A 14,115-nucleotide genomic window follows, 5' to 3' on the forward strand; every position below is an offset into this window, starting at 1 on the left:
GGAGGCGCGACTCGCTAGCGTCGGCACGTGACCTCCGACAAGCCCCGCGTCGACGGCCGCGCCCCGGCCACCTGGCGCAGCCGTCGGTTCGCCACGGGGCTGGCCGTCGCCTACGGCGTCGCCCTGGCGCTCGTCGGGTTCTGGGGCTCCCCCGTCGACGCCGCAGGAGGCCCGTGGCTCACCCGCGTCCTCGCAGCCGCGCACCGTCACGGCCTGCCCGAGCGCATCGACTACGCCGCCGTGGAGTCCCTGGCGAACGTGGTCTACTTCGTGCCGCTCGGCCTGCTCGTGGTGCTGCTCGCCGGTGCGCGGTGGTGGTGGGCCGCCATCGCAGCAGGACTCATCGTCAGCGCGTGCATCGAGACCGGTCAGGCGCTGTTCCTACCCGCCCGCACCGCGACCGTCGACGACGTCCTCGCGAACGGCGTGGGGGCGCTCGTGGGGGCCGTGGTGAGCGTGCTGCTGCTCAGCCGTGCGGCTCGGCGTCGCTGAGGACGATCTCCAGACACGAAGAAGCCCCCGGAGCAGATGCTCCGGGGGCTTCCGCCATCTCTCGACCGTAGTCCGCCGACGCGCAGCCGCCACCCCGCCGGGCAGCGACCACCCCGTTCCACTAGCCTGCACTGAGCATGATTCGCCCAACCAGCATCGTCGACAACCCTCTCGTCCGTCAGGCTCCGATCAGCGGCCTGTTGGCGCTGTCGGCGTTCCTCAGCGTCGTGATGCCGTCGCTGGTGATCACCGAGCACGACCTGTTCGTCGCGAGCGTGGTCGGCATGGTCGTCGCGACCCTGCTGAGCGCGATCCCCACGCTCGTGCGCCGCGCGGCCTGGGTGGTGCCGATCCTGCTGACCGTCGACTTCCTGACGATCGCACTGCTGCGCACCGGGACGGGCGCGGGGGCGTCGGTGTTCACCGCGCTCGTGGTGCTGCCGGTGATCTGGTGGGCGTCGCTCGAGGGGCGTCGGACCGTGGTGTTCGCGGTCCTCGGCCTGCTGGTCGTGATGCTCGCCCCGTACGTGCTGACCCCGACCGACCCGCCCGGGCCGAGCGAACTCGTCCGCGTCGGCGCCGTCGTGATCGTGTTCGGCACGGTCGCCGTCGTCGTGCACGAACTCTCCCGTCGTTCGCGCCTGAACCTGCGGTCGGCCGAGGCCCGCGAGGGCAAGGTCCGCGCCGAGATCGACCGGGCGGCAGCGGTCCAGCGGTCACTGCTCCCGACGACGACCGGCCGCATCACCGACGACGTCGTCGTCGCCGGTGCCTGCCTGCCCGCCCGGAGCGTCGGCGGTGACTTCTTCGACTGGTACCCGACCAACAGCGGTGTGGCGGTGAGCCTCGGGGACGTGATGGGGAAGGGCGTCGGCGCCGGCCTGATCGCCGCAGCCGTCCGGTCGACACTCCGGAGCGCCCGGACGGTCGACGATCCGGCCGAGGCGCTGAAGCGGGCATCCGACGGCCTGACCGCCGAGGGCGTCGGACCGGACCTCGCCTTCACCACGTTGTTCCACGCCCGGATCTCCGACGACGGCACCCTCCGGTGGTCCGACGCCGGGCACGGGCTGAGCTTCGTGCTGCGCGCCGACGGGCACGTCGACCGGCTCCGGTCCGGGGACATGCCGCTGGGGCTCGGCATCCGCGAGGAGTGGGCGACGGCCGAGGGCACCCTCGAACCCGGTGACCTGCTCGTCTCGTTCAGCGACGGCGTGCTCGACCTGTACGACGACCTGGACCAGACGATCGAGTCCGTCGCCGCGATCGCCCGTGCCGGCCGCGACCCGCACGCGGTCGTGCTCGCGCTGTCGGCCCGCGCCGACGAGGTGCCGCACGACGACGACGTCACGGTGATCGCGATCCGCCGGCAGCCGGTCGAGGTGGACACCGAGCGACCGCTCGCGGTGCACGCCGACTGAGCGGTGCACGCCGACTGAAGTGCCGCGAGCGCACGGCGACCGGCGCGGAACGCGCGCTCGGCCTGCAGAGGTTGGTACGCGCCGCCGCTCGAACCCGAATCGTGCGGCGACGCGTGCAGACGATGAGCGTCTGCCCTCGGACGCCCTAGCGTCCGCGGTCTGTGGGGGCGGCCCGACGAGCCACCCGGAGGGTCAACCGACTCCGTCGAGGTCCCAGACGGGCGGCACGTACGCGCGGGACCAGCCCTCGCGCAGGCGCGTCACGGCGCGGTCGAAGGCCTCGAGCAGGTCCATCTCCGGCCGCACCATCGACTGCAGTTGCAGCCCCTCGTAGGTCGCGAGCAGCTGCTCCGAGCCGCGCGCCGGTTCCATCGTGCCCGGCTCGCGCCCGAGCAGGACGTCACGTTCCAGGGCGTGCTGCACGAAGGCATGGAACCGTCGCCACCGGGCGTGGAGCATCGGCGCGAGCGGGTGCTCGGGCGACGCCGCGATGTTCAGTGTCGCCGTCAGGAACCGCATGAGCGACGGGTCGGCCACGTTCGCGGTGACGATCGCACGCAGGAACCGGATGGTGCCGTGCTGTTCAGCCAGGGGCATGAGCGGCACGGTGCGCTCCTCGTTCCACCGGTCGATGGTGGCGAGCAGCAGGCCGTCCCAGCTCGGGAACGTGCGGCTGACGACATCGGTGTCCGTTCCGGCCGCAGCCGCGACGACCTCGGGGGTCACCTCGTGCAGCGGACGGGAACGCAGCGCCGTGATCATCCCGTGGATGACCTCGCCACGGAGGGCGGTGTCGTCGAGGACGGGCATCGGCGGCGTTTCGATGTGCATGTACACACTGCACCAGCCGAGCGCGACCGTGCACAGTCCCCCGAACGGGAACGCGCGTTCCCCGGACAGCACTGGATCGTGTAGCACGAAGAACGATCTGTCTGTCCCTGCAGCGCGCACGGGGGCCACCCCCACACCTGGGGGACGATGGCGTGTCACGGAGCTTCTAGGGTGATGAAGTTCGCACCCGAAACGAAAGACCACGTTGCCTCACCACCAGCGCCACTCCCGCCTGCCCTTCATCGCCGCAGCTGCCACCGTCGCCGTCTTCGCCGGCGCCCTGCTCGCCACCGTCCCGAACACCGCGACCGCAGTGGAGGGGACCGAGACGAACGCTCCCGCACCCGTGACGACCGACGTTCCGGCACCGTCGCCCACCACCACTCCGACGAGCCAGCCGAACGCCCCCACGCCCACCCAGACCGTCGTCCCGGCCCCGACCACCGCTCCGACGGCCAAGCCGACACCGACGCCGACGCCGACGCCGACGCCGGCGCCGGGCAAACTGACGTTCACCTACGCGGGTGATTCGCTCACCGCCATGGACGCCTCGTGGATGCGGCAGCTGAAGGACCCGACGATGGTCAACGTCGGGGGCACCTCGATCGGCGGAGCGACCTCGACGCGGATCCTGGAACGGAGCTCCGCGCACGATGCCGACGTCCTCGTCGTGATGGCCGGCACGAACGACCTGCGCTACGGGTACAGCACGAAGTCGATCCTGAAGAACATCGACAAGATCACCAAGAAGGTCGGCGCGCGCCACGTCGTGATCGCCGCGATCGCCCCGTCGAACATCACGAACTACAGCAAGAAGCACATCGACCGCCGCAAGCAGGGCGAGATCCTGAACCGCGACCTGCAGAACCACGCACTCACCCGCGGCTGGATGTTCGTCGACCCCTGGGCGGCCGACCGCAGGCTCGACGGCGGGTGGCCGTCCTCGCGCACCTACGACGGTGTCCACCCGACGGTCGCGATGTCCAAGAAGGTCTCGGTCCGGATGCAGCAGGCCATCCACATCGCCGCCGAGGGCGCCAAGGGCGCAGTGGGCTAGCACCCGGCCTCGGAGTGGGCCATACTCGCCCCATGCAGTGGGGACGGATCGCACCGGTCATGGCACTCGTCATCGTGCTCGGCGGCTCGCTGGCCGGATGTGCCGCCGAGACCGGTGGCGGCACCGACGCCCCCACGAACCCGAGCAGCGACGCCGGCGTGACGAGCACCGGGTGCACCGACCACATCCAGCTGAAGACCCCGGCCGAACGCCGCGACGCAGCTGACCTGGTCGTCGACGCCGACGTCACCAAGACCGACCGCACCGTCGAGCTCCAGGGCGTCTACGACGTGTACGAGGCGACGGTCACCGACGTCCCGAAGGGCGACGAGGGCGCCGAGGGCCCGCACCCCGGCGACACCATCCAGGTGATCAGCACGTCCGACCAGTGCGCGACGAGCGGCGAACCGGTCGAGTACCTCGAGGGCGACCCCCTCGCCGACGGGGGCACGTTCCGCCTGTACCTCTCCCCCACCGACCACGACGAGGACGGCGACCTCTGGCAGCTCGTCGTCCCCGGCGCCGTCGACCCGCAGCCCGCCGGCTGACCCCGCTACGGCTGCTCCGGCACCGTCACGATCCGGTTCTGGTACGCCCACACCACGGCCTGCAGCCGCGACCGCACCCCGAGCTTCGGCAGCATCCGCGCCAGGTGCGACTTGACGGTGGACACCTCGAGCACCAGGGCGGCCGCGATCTCCTCGTTCGACATCCCCTGCGCCAGCAGCAGGAGCACCTCGCGCTCGCGGGCGGTCAGCACGCCGTCGGCCCGGTCGCCGGAGACCGGCTGCAGGCTCCGCCGTGACACGAACTCCCGCAGCACCCGCCGGGTCAGTGCCTGGTCGAGCGTGCCGTTGCCGGCGGCGACCTGCCGCACCGCGTCGACGATGGTGTCCGGCTCGGCGTCCTTGAGCAGGAACCCGGAGGCACCGGCCTCGAGCGCCCCGAACACGTAGTCGTCCAGGTCGAACGTCGTCAGCATGAGCGCGGGGATCGCCGGATCGGCGTCCGGGGCGCAGAAGATCCGGGCGAGTTCGATGCCGTTCATCACCGGCATCCGGATGTCCAGGCAGGCGACGTCTGGTCGCGTCTCGCGCGCCAGCGCGAGCGCCTCGCCGCCGTCGGCGGCCACGCCGACCACCTCGATGTCCGGTTCCGCGCCGAGGAGCGCGGACACCCCGGCGCGGACCAGGGGCTGGTCGTCCGCGACCAGCACGCGGATCACGCGACCACCCCGGAACCGTCGGCGGCGTGCGCTGGTGCGGCAGGTGCCTCCCGGCCGAGCGCCAGCTCCACCAGCCATCCGCCGGTCGCGGTCGGGCCGGTCTGGAGGCTCGCCCCGACCAGGTCCGCCCGCTCGCGCATCCCCCGCAGGCCGTTGCCGCCCGAGGGAGAGGTCCCCGCTGCCGGAACGGTGGCGGGTGCGTTCTCCACCCGGATCACCACCCGGGTCGCGTCGCGGTCGTCGATGGTGACGGTGCACGGGGCGGACGGGGCGTGCAGGGCGGCGTTGGCGAGTGCCTCCTGGACGGTGCGGTAGGCGGCGAGCTGCGCGAGCGGGCCGACGCCGTCGGCCAGCGGACCGTCACCCGGCAGCGCGTCGAGGCGGACGTCGCTGCGGAACCGGGCGCGTTCGGCCAGGTCGACGATGCCGGCGACCGTCTCGACGGCGCGCTCCGCCGGGGCGTCGTCGCGGAGCAGGCCGACCAGGCGCCGGAGGTCCTCGAGCACGGCGGTGCTCTGCTCGCGGACCTGGCGGGCACCCTCGTGGGCACGCTCCGGGTCCGCGTCGATCTGCCGGTCGATGACGGCGGCCATCAGGGCGATGCCGGACAGGTGGTGGGCGGCGATGTCGTGCAGCTCACGGGCCATCGCGGCACGTTCGCGGGACACGGCGGCGTCGACCAGGGCGTCCTGCTCGCGGTTCACGGCGCTGGCCTCGGCGGTGCGGGCGACGCGGACCTCGCGGCGGGACTGCACGAGCAGGGTGACCAGCAGGGGCACGCCGACCGCGCCGACCGCCTGCAGCACGCCCTGCCCGAGCGAGTCGGCCAGGCCCTGGGTGACGTCGCCGCCTGCGACCGCTGACAGCACAGCGCTGCCCGCTGCGACCAGGGCGGCGGCGACCAACAGTGTCGGCCACAGGCGTGCGAGCGGGACACGGAGTGCGGCGAGGACGACGGCGACGACCACGGGCAGCGCGGTGAGGCCGAACAGGTCGGCCGACTGCGGGGCGAGCGCGGCGACCACCACCGGCAGGGCGGCGACCACGATCAGTACGGTGCGGGGTGCCCGACGGGCGGCGAGCAGGACGGCGGACTGGGCCAGCAGGCCGAGGGCCAGGACGCTCCACGCCAGGGTGAACACCGCGGGGACCCGCATCGCCAGGGCGGGGCCGTCGGGCTCGAGGGCGTCGAGGGGCGGCAGGCCGAGCAGCAGCCCGAGGGCGACGACGGCCGTGCCGAGGGCGACGACGACGTCGACGCGGCGGGAGCGCTGCGCGGGCTGGGCCGGTCGCGCGGGCTGCGCTGCCGGCTCGGCCGGTGCGCGCAGCGCGTCGTGCTCAGCGGGTGCCATCGTTGGATCCTACGAGGCGTGCGCGGGTGGGGACCGGTGCGTCGAGGGGCAGGGCGCGTCGCGCGGGGTCGTACCCCAGGCGGCCACGGGTCGCGACGAGGAGCACCGCGGCGGCGATCGTCGACATGATGGTCAGGCCGATCATCAGCGTGCCGGCGGTCATGCTCGGGTACATCTCGGGGAACAGCGTCGAGATCGTGTTGTTCACGCCGACGTGGAGCAGCAGGGCCAGGGGCAGGCTCTCGCGGGTCTTGTTGAAGACCTGGATCATCACGACGTTGAAGGTGATGGTGAACAGGGCGAACACGACGGGCTCGCTCCAGTGCGCGTTCGGCCAGCCGCCCCAGTCGCTGAAGTACAGCGGCATGTGCCAGAGCGCCCAGATCGGACCGAGGATCGCAGCCGCACCCAGCCCGCCGAAGCGGTGCTGCAGGCGGGGCAGGGCGAAGTCGCGCCAGCCGGGCTCCTCGCTCAGACCGGTCGAGAACAGCTGGATGACCAGGCCGGGCACGAGCATGGCGAAGGCCAGGGCCGAGGGAGCCCGCACGTCACCGCCGGCGAACGGCAGCGCCGACACGACGATCAGGGCCGGCACGACGACGAGCGCCAGCGCGTACCAGTACCAGGCGACCCGCCAGCGGAACAGCCGTCCCACCCAGCGGCGGAGGCCCGCGCGGCCGTCGGCGACCGCCGTCACGATGAACGCGCTGCCCAACGGGCCGAGGAGTGCACCGGGCAGGACGCCCGTGAACTGTGCGCTGCCCAGGACCTCGGGGAAGTGGATGTCCCACACGCCCATGCCGTGCGGCGACAGGATGTACGGCACCCACGCGAGCCAGCTCAGGCCGAGTGCCATGGTGAAGAAGGACACGAGCGGGTGCCGGGCGATGAGGCCGCGGACACCCCCTCGGTCGCGGGCTGCGGTGCCGGCGGTGGGCCGGACTTCGGTGGTGTTCGTCATGCACACGACGCTAGGAACCAGCGCGCTCGGGGACGACCGGCTTCGGGATGCACCTGCGGGAGTTCCATCGAAGGATGCAAGCGCTCTGCGGGCCGTGGTTCGCCGGGGTGATGAACACGCCGTCGTCATCGCTCGACGCCCCAGCGTGCTCGAGACGCCGCCGAATTCGAAGGCGCCTCGAGCACTCGGCGGCGTCTTCGCACGACGCCGGCGTCTCCCCCACCCGACGGACAGGAGGCCCGCTGCCGGCTGGCACCAGGCCCCGGCGTCCGACAGTGGGGTCAGACCACGGCGCGCAACGCGTCCGCGATGCCCGTCAGGGCCACGTCGAGCTCGTCCGCGACGCGCTGGTGGGTCGCCGTCGAGCGACGGTAGGGGTCGTCGACGTCGTCGTCGGCCGGGTCGGCGGGCGGCGGGACGGTGCCGCGCAGCCGGGCGACGCGCTCCACGAGTCCCTGCGGGGTCGTCACGTCGGCCAGGTCACCGGGCTCGAGGCCGGCGAGCACCCGCGCGAACTGCTTGATCGTGAACGTCCGCTTGGACGCCCGGGGCGCCAGGGAGACCGCGGCCGCACGGTGCGACCGCTCGGCCGTCAGCACCAGGTCGGCGCTCGCGACGATGTCCGCCGTCAGGTACCGCGACCGATGGGCGGAGGGGTCGCCCCCGAGCCGCACGGACTGCTCGGCTGCAGCGGCGTCCATCGGGGCGCCGTCGTCGGCGATGGTGCCGGCCGACTCGACCACCAACGCGGGGGCGTCCGGGCCGAGCCGTGCCGTCAGCACCTGCGCGCCGAGCGGGGACCGGCAGATGTTGCCGCTGCAGACGAACAGGATCCGCATCGTCACGCTGCGTCGGTGCGTTCGCCGGCGCGCTCGTCGGCACGTTCGTCCGCACCGAGCAGGTCGTGCCGCACGACGATGGCGTCACGGCCGGGGCCGACACCGATCGCGGAGATCCGCGCACCGGACATCGCCTCGATCGCCAGGACGTAGTCCTGCGCGTTCTTCGGCAGGTCGTCGAAGGTGCGGGCTCCGGTGATGTCCTCGGTCCAGCCGGGGAACTCCTGGTACACCGGCTTCGCGTGGTGGAAGTCGGACTGGTTGACCGGGACCTCGTCGACACGGACGCCGTCGACCTCGTACGCGACGCAGACCGGGATCGTCTCGAGCCCGGTCAGGACGTCGAGCTTGGTGAGCACGAAGTCGGTGACACCGTTGATGCGCGCCGTGTAGCGGGCGATCGGGGCGTCGTACCAGCCACAGCGTCGGGGGCGACCGGTGGTGGTGCCGAACTCGAAGCCGTTGGCGCGCAGGAACTCGCCCGACTCGTCGAACAGCTCGGTCGGGAACGGACCGGCGCCGACACGGGTCGTGTACGCCTTGACGATGCCGATGATCCGCTCGAGCTTGCCCGGGCCGATGCCCGAACCGGTCGCGGCGCCGCCGGCGGTCGCGGACGACGAGGTGACGAACGGGTAGGTGCCGTGGTCGACGTCGAGCATGGTGGCCTGGCCGGCTTCGAACAGGACGGTCTCGCCGCGCTCCAGGGCACGGTGGATCTCGAGGGCCGTGTCGGCGACCATCGGGCGCAGGCGTTCGGCGAACGAGAGCAGCGACTCGACGACTTCTTCCGGGTCGATCGCACGGCGGTTGAAGACCTTGACCAGCAGGTGGTTCTTCTGGTCGAGCGCGGCCTCGACCTTCTGCCGCAGGATGTTCTCGTCGAAGATGTCCTGGATCCGGATGCCGACGCGGTTGATCTTGTCGGCGTAGGTCGGGCCGATGCCGCGACCCGTGGTGCCGATCTGGCGCTTGCCCAGGAACCGCTCGGTCACCTTGTCGACCGTGCGGTGGTAGTGCGTGATGACGTGGGCGTTGGCCGACACGAGCAGCTTCGAGACGTCGACGCCGCGGGCGCGCAGGGCGTCGAGCTCCTGGAACAGCACCTCGAGGTCGACGACGACGCCGTTGCCGATGATCGGGGTCACGCCGGGCGTCAGGATGCCGGAGGGCAGCAGGTGCAGGGCGTACTTCTCGCCGCCGACGACGACGGTGTGGCCGGCGTTGTTGCCGCCGTTGAACTTCACGACGTAGTCGATGCGGGAGCCGAGGAGGTCGGTGGCCTTCCCCTTGCCCTCGTCGCCCCACTGGGCGCCGATGATGACTGCTGCGGGCATCTGGTTCTCCTCACGTTGGCGGAGGACCGCACACGGCCGTCCGGGCCGGTGGTCCACCCGAGTCTATCGGCTGGTCACCTGCGCGTCACCCGGTGTGACGCCCTGTGGACGGTGGCCACTTGTCCACATCAAGCGCACCTGGGTACCCGTCCGGACCGGTCGGAGCACGGTCGGACCCGTCCAGATCCCCCAGGGAAGGAGCACGACATGAGCGGCATCGGAGACAAGGCGAAGGACTTCGCCGACAGCGACAAGGGCGAGAAGGCCACGGACGCCGGCCTCGACAAGGCGGGCGACGCGGCCGACAAGGCGACCGGCGGCGGGCACGGCGACCAGGTCGGCAAGGCCGAGGACGCGGCCGACGGCAAGATCGGCAAGTGACGTCCGAGACGCCACCAGACGAACGAACGGGAGGCGCGGTGCCAGTTGGCACCGCGCCTCCCGTCTGTCGGTCGGTGCGTCCCGAATCGCCCGGCCGACCCCGGATCAGCTCCGGAAGAAGTCCTGGTACGACGGGTCACCGACGGGCTGGGAGTGCCCCGGCTCGGCCAGGCGCTGCTCGATCATGGCCTGGATGACGTCCGGCGGGGTGAGTCCACGACGGCGCCACTCGACCGGGTTGGACCGGAGCTGGTTCAGCGTGTTCTGCATGGGAGCAACACTGGCACCAGTTCACTAGTTTGTCTAACTACCTGTCCCGAACACGCGCTCGCGCTTCGGGAGCAGAAGAGGTCGGATCCCCGCTCGGGACCCGACCTCTTCTGCTCACGACGCGGCGCGCGAGCCGCGCACGCCGTCCTAGCGGCGGGTGACCTTCGCGGTCGCCCCGGACTTGGCGGTGCCGTCCTCGTACCCGGAGGCGTGGGCCGTCACCTGCACGCTGATGCGGTGCCCGACGTCGGACGTGCCGAGCTTGTACTTCGTTCCCGTGGCGGACTTGACGACCTTGCCGTCACGGAGCCACTGGTACTTGTAGGTCGCCTTCGTCGTGCTCCAGGTGCCGTGCTTCGCGGTGAGGGTCGAGCCGACCTTCGCCGTCCCGCTCACCGTCACCTTGCTGCCCTTGGCCAGCGCCAGCGTCGGCGGGATCACCTTGATCGTCGACGTGTCGGCCTGCTTGCCCGCCGCGTTGTCGAGGTGGAGCAGCAGCACCGTCGCCTTGGTGACACCCGACGCACGGGTGACCGTGAGCGAGTCGGCGTCGGCGAACAGCAGGCCGGTGGCGCCGTCCTGCGAGAACGACAGCTTCGGCTTCGACGGGTCGAACGTGGCCGTCCCGGTCTCGTCCACGACCGAGGAACCGCTGGTGGCGGCACCCGGGGCGTAGGCCGACTCCGTCAGCACGGTGTAGTCGAACTTCTTCGACGAACCGATGGCCTTCGCAGCGACGGTCAGCACCTTCACCGAGCTGTCGAAGGTGTTCACGTCCTGTCCGGGCGCACCGCCGTTGAGCGGCTGGACGTCGACGACCGGGTCGATGTCCGGGTCGTCCAGGGCGGCCTTCGCCAGGTCCACCGTCGTGGCGAAGGTGGCGTCCACTGCGGCCGACTTCGCGTCGTACACCAGGAAGTCGGGCTCGCCGTCACGGTTTGTGTCGATGAGCACCTCGACGTTGGTCACGGCGCCCGGGTTCGCGTCCGGACCGGCGGTCTGCACGCCGAACGCCAGGGTTCCCGACGCCTTGTCGTACGACGCACCGAAGGAACGGACGTCGGCCGCCTGCAGCGAGCGCGTCGCCGAACCCTCGGGGAAGGCCTCGGCCGGGTCGGTGCCGCCGAGCACGAACGGAGCGACGGCGGCGTGGTAGCCGGTCGTCAGTCCGCCCTGGTCGAGCGTGCGGCCCTTGAGCGTGAGCTCGGCCGACTTGCCCGGTCCCGTGAACGAGACCGTGGTGCGGGCCCGCACCGCGCTGACGGGCTTCGGTGCCACGTAGGCCCCGAGGCGCATCGGGTTGAGCGAGCTGTCGGTCGGCGCGAACGCCACGATGCCGGAGGCTGCTGCCACGAACTCGCGCTGGTAGCCCTGCTGGACGGCCTCCTGGGTCGGGTCGATGACACGGCGGAGCTTCGTCGGGTCGGCGACCGAGAACGTCAGCGTGACCGACGCGGTGCCGTTGGCGGGCACCGTGACCTGCTTCGAGCTGAGCGCGAAGGTCACACCCGGCTGCGTCACCTGCGGCTGGTACGACACGGTGTACGTGTGCGCCGTGCCGTCGGTGTTGTCGATCCGCAGGGTGCGGCGCTCGCTCGTCTTGCCGGCGACCTCGACGACACCGAACGACGCGGTGACGAGCTGGTCGTTCTCGGTGCTGCGGACCGTGGTGCCGGCGGTGACCGCCTGCAGCGCGTCCACACGACCGGTGCCCTGGCGGAGCAGGGTGGCCGAACGGTTGCCGTCCTTCACGTCGTGCGTCGCCGTGTTCATCAGCGCCGCCTTGACCTGCGGGGCGGACCAGGTCGGGTGCGACTGGAACGTCAGCGCCGCGATGCCCGCGACGTCCGGCGTCGCCATCGAGGTACCGCTCATCGACATGCGGCCGTCACCGGTGCCGTTGGCCGCGGAGATCACGTTGACCCCGGGGCCGGCGATGTCCGGCTTGACGATGTCGTCGAACGATCCGTGCACCCCACGGCTGGTGAACGACGCGAGCGTGTTCACGGCGTCCGCCTCGATGGCGACCTCGAAGCCCTTGAGCTCGTCCGCGAAGCGCACGTGCAGGGTCCCCGCCTTGGCGGTGGCCTGGAGGCTCGCCACGCTCTTCGCGGTCAGCTCGGCACCCGGGATGGTCGCGTTGCCACCGATGCCGGATTCGAACGTGTCGAGCGTGCCCGCCAGCAGGACGCCGACGCCGCCGGCGGCCTGGACGTTGTTGAACCGCACGAGGGAACCGCACTCGAGCGCGGCGTCCGTCCACTTCAGCCAGACGACCTTGCCCGCGATCTTCGCGGCGTCCGCGGCGCTGAACGCTGCACAGCCGTCGATGTTCGCGGTCGGGACGACGACGTCGCCCTCGACGGGCAGGGTGCCCGTGAAGTTGGACGAGTACTGCGACCGGTAGGTCTTCGCGACGTCGGCCGGCGCGGTGACCTGGACGCCGTCGTACAGCGACTGGCCGGTTGCACTCGCGGCGACGGTGAGCGCACCCTCGGCGTTGCCCGGCGACCCACCGATGTCGGTGAAGTCGTCGGCGTTGCCCGAGGCGATCACGGGGAGCACGCCGCGAGCGGTCAGTGCGTCGATCTTCGCGTTGTCGGGGTCGTCCGGCGCGCCGTAGTCGGAGCCGAGCGACAGGTTCAGGACGTTGATGTCCTTGCCCTCGGTGAGCGCCTGGCCCACCCAGTCGAGCGCGGCACCGGTGACGTCGGTCGAGCCACCGTTGTCACCGAAGACCTTCAGGGCGTACAGGCCGGCCTCGGGCGCGGTGCCCGGACCGATCCACATGTCCTGCACCTGCTGCGTGGTGAGCTTGGTGTAGTCGCCGTCGAACCGCTGCTTGTCGGCGGTCAGGCCGTAGCCGGCGATCGAGCCGGACACGTGCGTGCCGTGGTCGCCGCCCTTGCCGTCGATCGGGTTGTCGTCGGGAGCCGGCACGGGGTCGTAGGCGTCCGGGTCCGACGGGTCGGCGTTGTAGGTCGCACCGGCGAAGTCGTACCCGCCGAGGAACTTCGACGCGTCGTACAGGCTGGGGTCCGGGGCGCCGCCGCTCGCGTTCGCCAGGGCCTGCTGGTACGCCTCGGTGGTGCCGGGGCCGCCGAAGTCGGCCTGCGTGTAGTCGAGACCGGTGTCGAGGACGGCGACGTTGACGTCCTTGCCGGTGTGGCCGGTCTGCTGCCAGGCGTTGAGCGAGCGCGTGTAGACGTCGCTCGCGGCGTTCTTCGGCGCGACGCCGTCGGCACCGGGCTGGACCAGGCTGGGGTCGACGCCCGAGGGAGCGGCGTCGGCGTTCTCGTTGACCGTCGGCTCGACGATCTTCTTCGGCGTGAGCGGGATGATGCTCTCGACGTCGGAGCGCTCCGCGATCTGCCGGAACGCGTCGACGTCCGCGACGACGGCGACGCCGGGGACCGTGTACTCGGTCGAGTAGAGCTCGGTCGCGTCGGCGTCGGCGCGCTTGACGGCCGACCGCACCGCGGCGACCGTCGACTGGATCGCCTCGACGCGGTTCTTGGCCGCGGAGGACTGGGTCCGCGACTTCGTCAGGTCCCCGCCCTTCGCCTTGGCGTCCACTTCCAGGGCACCCTGGCCGGTCGTGCGCACGAACGCAGCGACGGTCTTCGTCGGCTTGGCGTCACGGAGCGGGGCGGAGAGCTTGAGGTCGGCCACCGAGATCCCGGCCGGAGCTGCGGAGGCCGCACCCCCGACTGCGAGACCGCCACACGCGAGGGCCGCGACGGCGATGCCGGCGGTCAGGACGCGGGTGAAGCGATGGGGTGTTGGGTTCTGGTCGGGAATCGGTGTTGCACGGTTCAAAGAGGGCACTCCAGGCTCAGTCCGTGGTTCGCATGAGATTCCTGTGAAGCTATGCGTTCGTTCTCAGGCAGGACAGTCCGCTCTTTGGGGGACTCCCCTCGTCCGGGGGGCGGAACCTGTTAAGTTGCAC

General features: G+C 71.5%; 13 protein-coding genes. 5 read left to right on the forward strand and 8 right to left on the reverse strand.

Translation table 11 applies throughout. The features are described from left to right. Positions 1-27: 27 nt before the first annotated feature. Both DEJ17_RS03085 and DEJ17_RS03090 read left to right on the forward strand, forming a co-directional pair. On the forward strand, positions 28-492 hold the full coding sequence (locus DEJ17_RS03085; RefSeq protein WP_110892018.1) for a VanZ family protein: 465 nt from the start codon (positions 28-30) through the stop codon (positions 490-492). Between the two features lie 137 nt (positions 493-629). After that, positions 630-1,913, forward strand: coding sequence for a PP2C family protein-serine/threonine phosphatase (locus tag DEJ17_RS03090; protein WP_110892019.1), 1,284 nt, complete (start codon positions 630-632; stop codon positions 1,911-1,913). A 192-nt stretch (positions 1,914-2,105) separates the two neighbouring features. Here DEJ17_RS03090 and DEJ17_RS03095 read toward each other — a convergent pair whose 3' ends face one another. Beyond that, the gene (locus DEJ17_RS03095; protein ID WP_146239593.1) at positions 2,106-2,744 is read right to left on the reverse strand and encodes a TetR/AcrR family transcriptional regulator; all 639 of its coding nucleotides are present in this window, start codon (positions 2,742-2,744) and stop codon (positions 2,106-2,108) included. Between the two features lie 205 nt (positions 2,745-2,949). On the opposite strand from DEJ17_RS03095, the gene DEJ17_RS03100 reads away from it, so the two are divergent. Together DEJ17_RS03100 and DEJ17_RS03105 are read left to right on the forward strand one after the other, a co-directional pair. Then, positions 2,950-3,801: an SGNH/GDSL hydrolase family protein gene (locus DEJ17_RS03100; RefSeq protein WP_110892021.1), complete on the forward strand. Its 852-nt coding sequence runs from the start codon at positions 2,950-2,952 to the stop codon at positions 3,799-3,801. Between the two features lie 32 nt (positions 3,802-3,833). Further along, positions 3,834-4,349 carry a hypothetical protein gene (locus DEJ17_RS03105; RefSeq protein WP_146239594.1) on the forward strand — a complete coding sequence of 172 codons (516 nt, stop codon included), beginning with the start codon at positions 3,834-3,836 and terminating at the stop codon, positions 4,347-4,349. A 5-nt stretch (positions 4,350-4,354) separates the two neighbouring features. Here the strand turns inward: DEJ17_RS03105 and DEJ17_RS03110 are convergent, their stop codons facing one another. The 5 genes from DEJ17_RS03110 to DEJ17_RS03130 form a co-directional block, all read right to left on the reverse strand. Beyond that, a complete protein-coding gene (locus DEJ17_RS03110) occupies positions 4,355-5,026 on the reverse strand; it encodes a response regulator transcription factor (RefSeq protein ID WP_110892023.1) in 672 nt (223 codons plus the stop codon). Continuing rightward, positions 5,023-6,378: a sensor histidine kinase gene (locus tag DEJ17_RS03115; RefSeq protein WP_110892024.1), complete on the reverse strand. Its 1,356-nt coding sequence runs from the start codon at positions 6,376-6,378 to the stop codon at positions 5,023-5,025. The genes DEJ17_RS03110 and DEJ17_RS03115 overlap by 4 nt, the downstream gene beginning before the upstream one ends. Beyond that, positions 6,365-7,339, reverse strand: coding sequence for a CPBP family intramembrane glutamic endopeptidase (locus DEJ17_RS03120; RefSeq protein ID WP_110892025.1), 975 nt, complete (start codon positions 7,337-7,339; stop codon positions 6,365-6,367). The genes DEJ17_RS03115 and DEJ17_RS03120 overlap by 14 nt, the downstream gene beginning before the upstream one ends. Positions 7,340-7,620: 281 nt before the next feature. Further along, positions 7,621-8,178: a low molecular weight phosphatase family protein gene (locus DEJ17_RS03125; protein ID WP_110892026.1), complete on the reverse strand. Its 558-nt coding sequence runs from the start codon at positions 8,176-8,178 to the stop codon at positions 7,621-7,623. A 2-nt stretch (positions 8,179-8,180) separates the two neighbouring features. Then, positions 8,181-9,515: an adenylosuccinate synthase gene (locus DEJ17_RS03130; RefSeq protein WP_110858789.1), complete on the reverse strand. Its 1,335-nt coding sequence runs from the start codon at positions 9,513-9,515 to the stop codon at positions 8,181-8,183. A 207-nt stretch (positions 9,516-9,722) separates the two neighbouring features. Between DEJ17_RS03130 and DEJ17_RS03135 the strand changes: the two genes are divergently transcribed. Then, the gene (locus DEJ17_RS03135) at positions 9,723-9,896 is read left to right on the forward strand and encodes an antitoxin (protein ID WP_110892027.1); all 174 of its coding nucleotides are present in this window, start codon (positions 9,723-9,725) and stop codon (positions 9,894-9,896) included. Positions 9,897-10,001: 105 nt separating this feature from the next. Here DEJ17_RS03135 and DEJ17_RS17655 read toward each other — a convergent pair whose 3' ends face one another. Further along, on the reverse strand, positions 10,002-10,166 hold the full coding sequence (locus DEJ17_RS17655; protein ID WP_155896763.1) for a hypothetical protein: 165 nt from the start codon (positions 10,164-10,166) through the stop codon (positions 10,002-10,004). 147 nt (positions 10,167-10,313) lie between these two features. Then, entirely contained in the window at positions 10,314-13,838 is a 3,525-nt protein-coding gene (locus DEJ17_RS03140; protein WP_146239596.1) for a S8 family serine peptidase, read from the reverse strand. Positions 13,839-14,115 lie beyond the last annotated feature (277 nt).

The organism is Curtobacterium sp. MCSS17_011 (assembly GCF_003224275.1).
In the GTDB taxonomy this organism is placed as follows: domain Bacteria; phylum Actinomycetota; class Actinomycetes; order Actinomycetales; family Microbacteriaceae; genus Curtobacterium.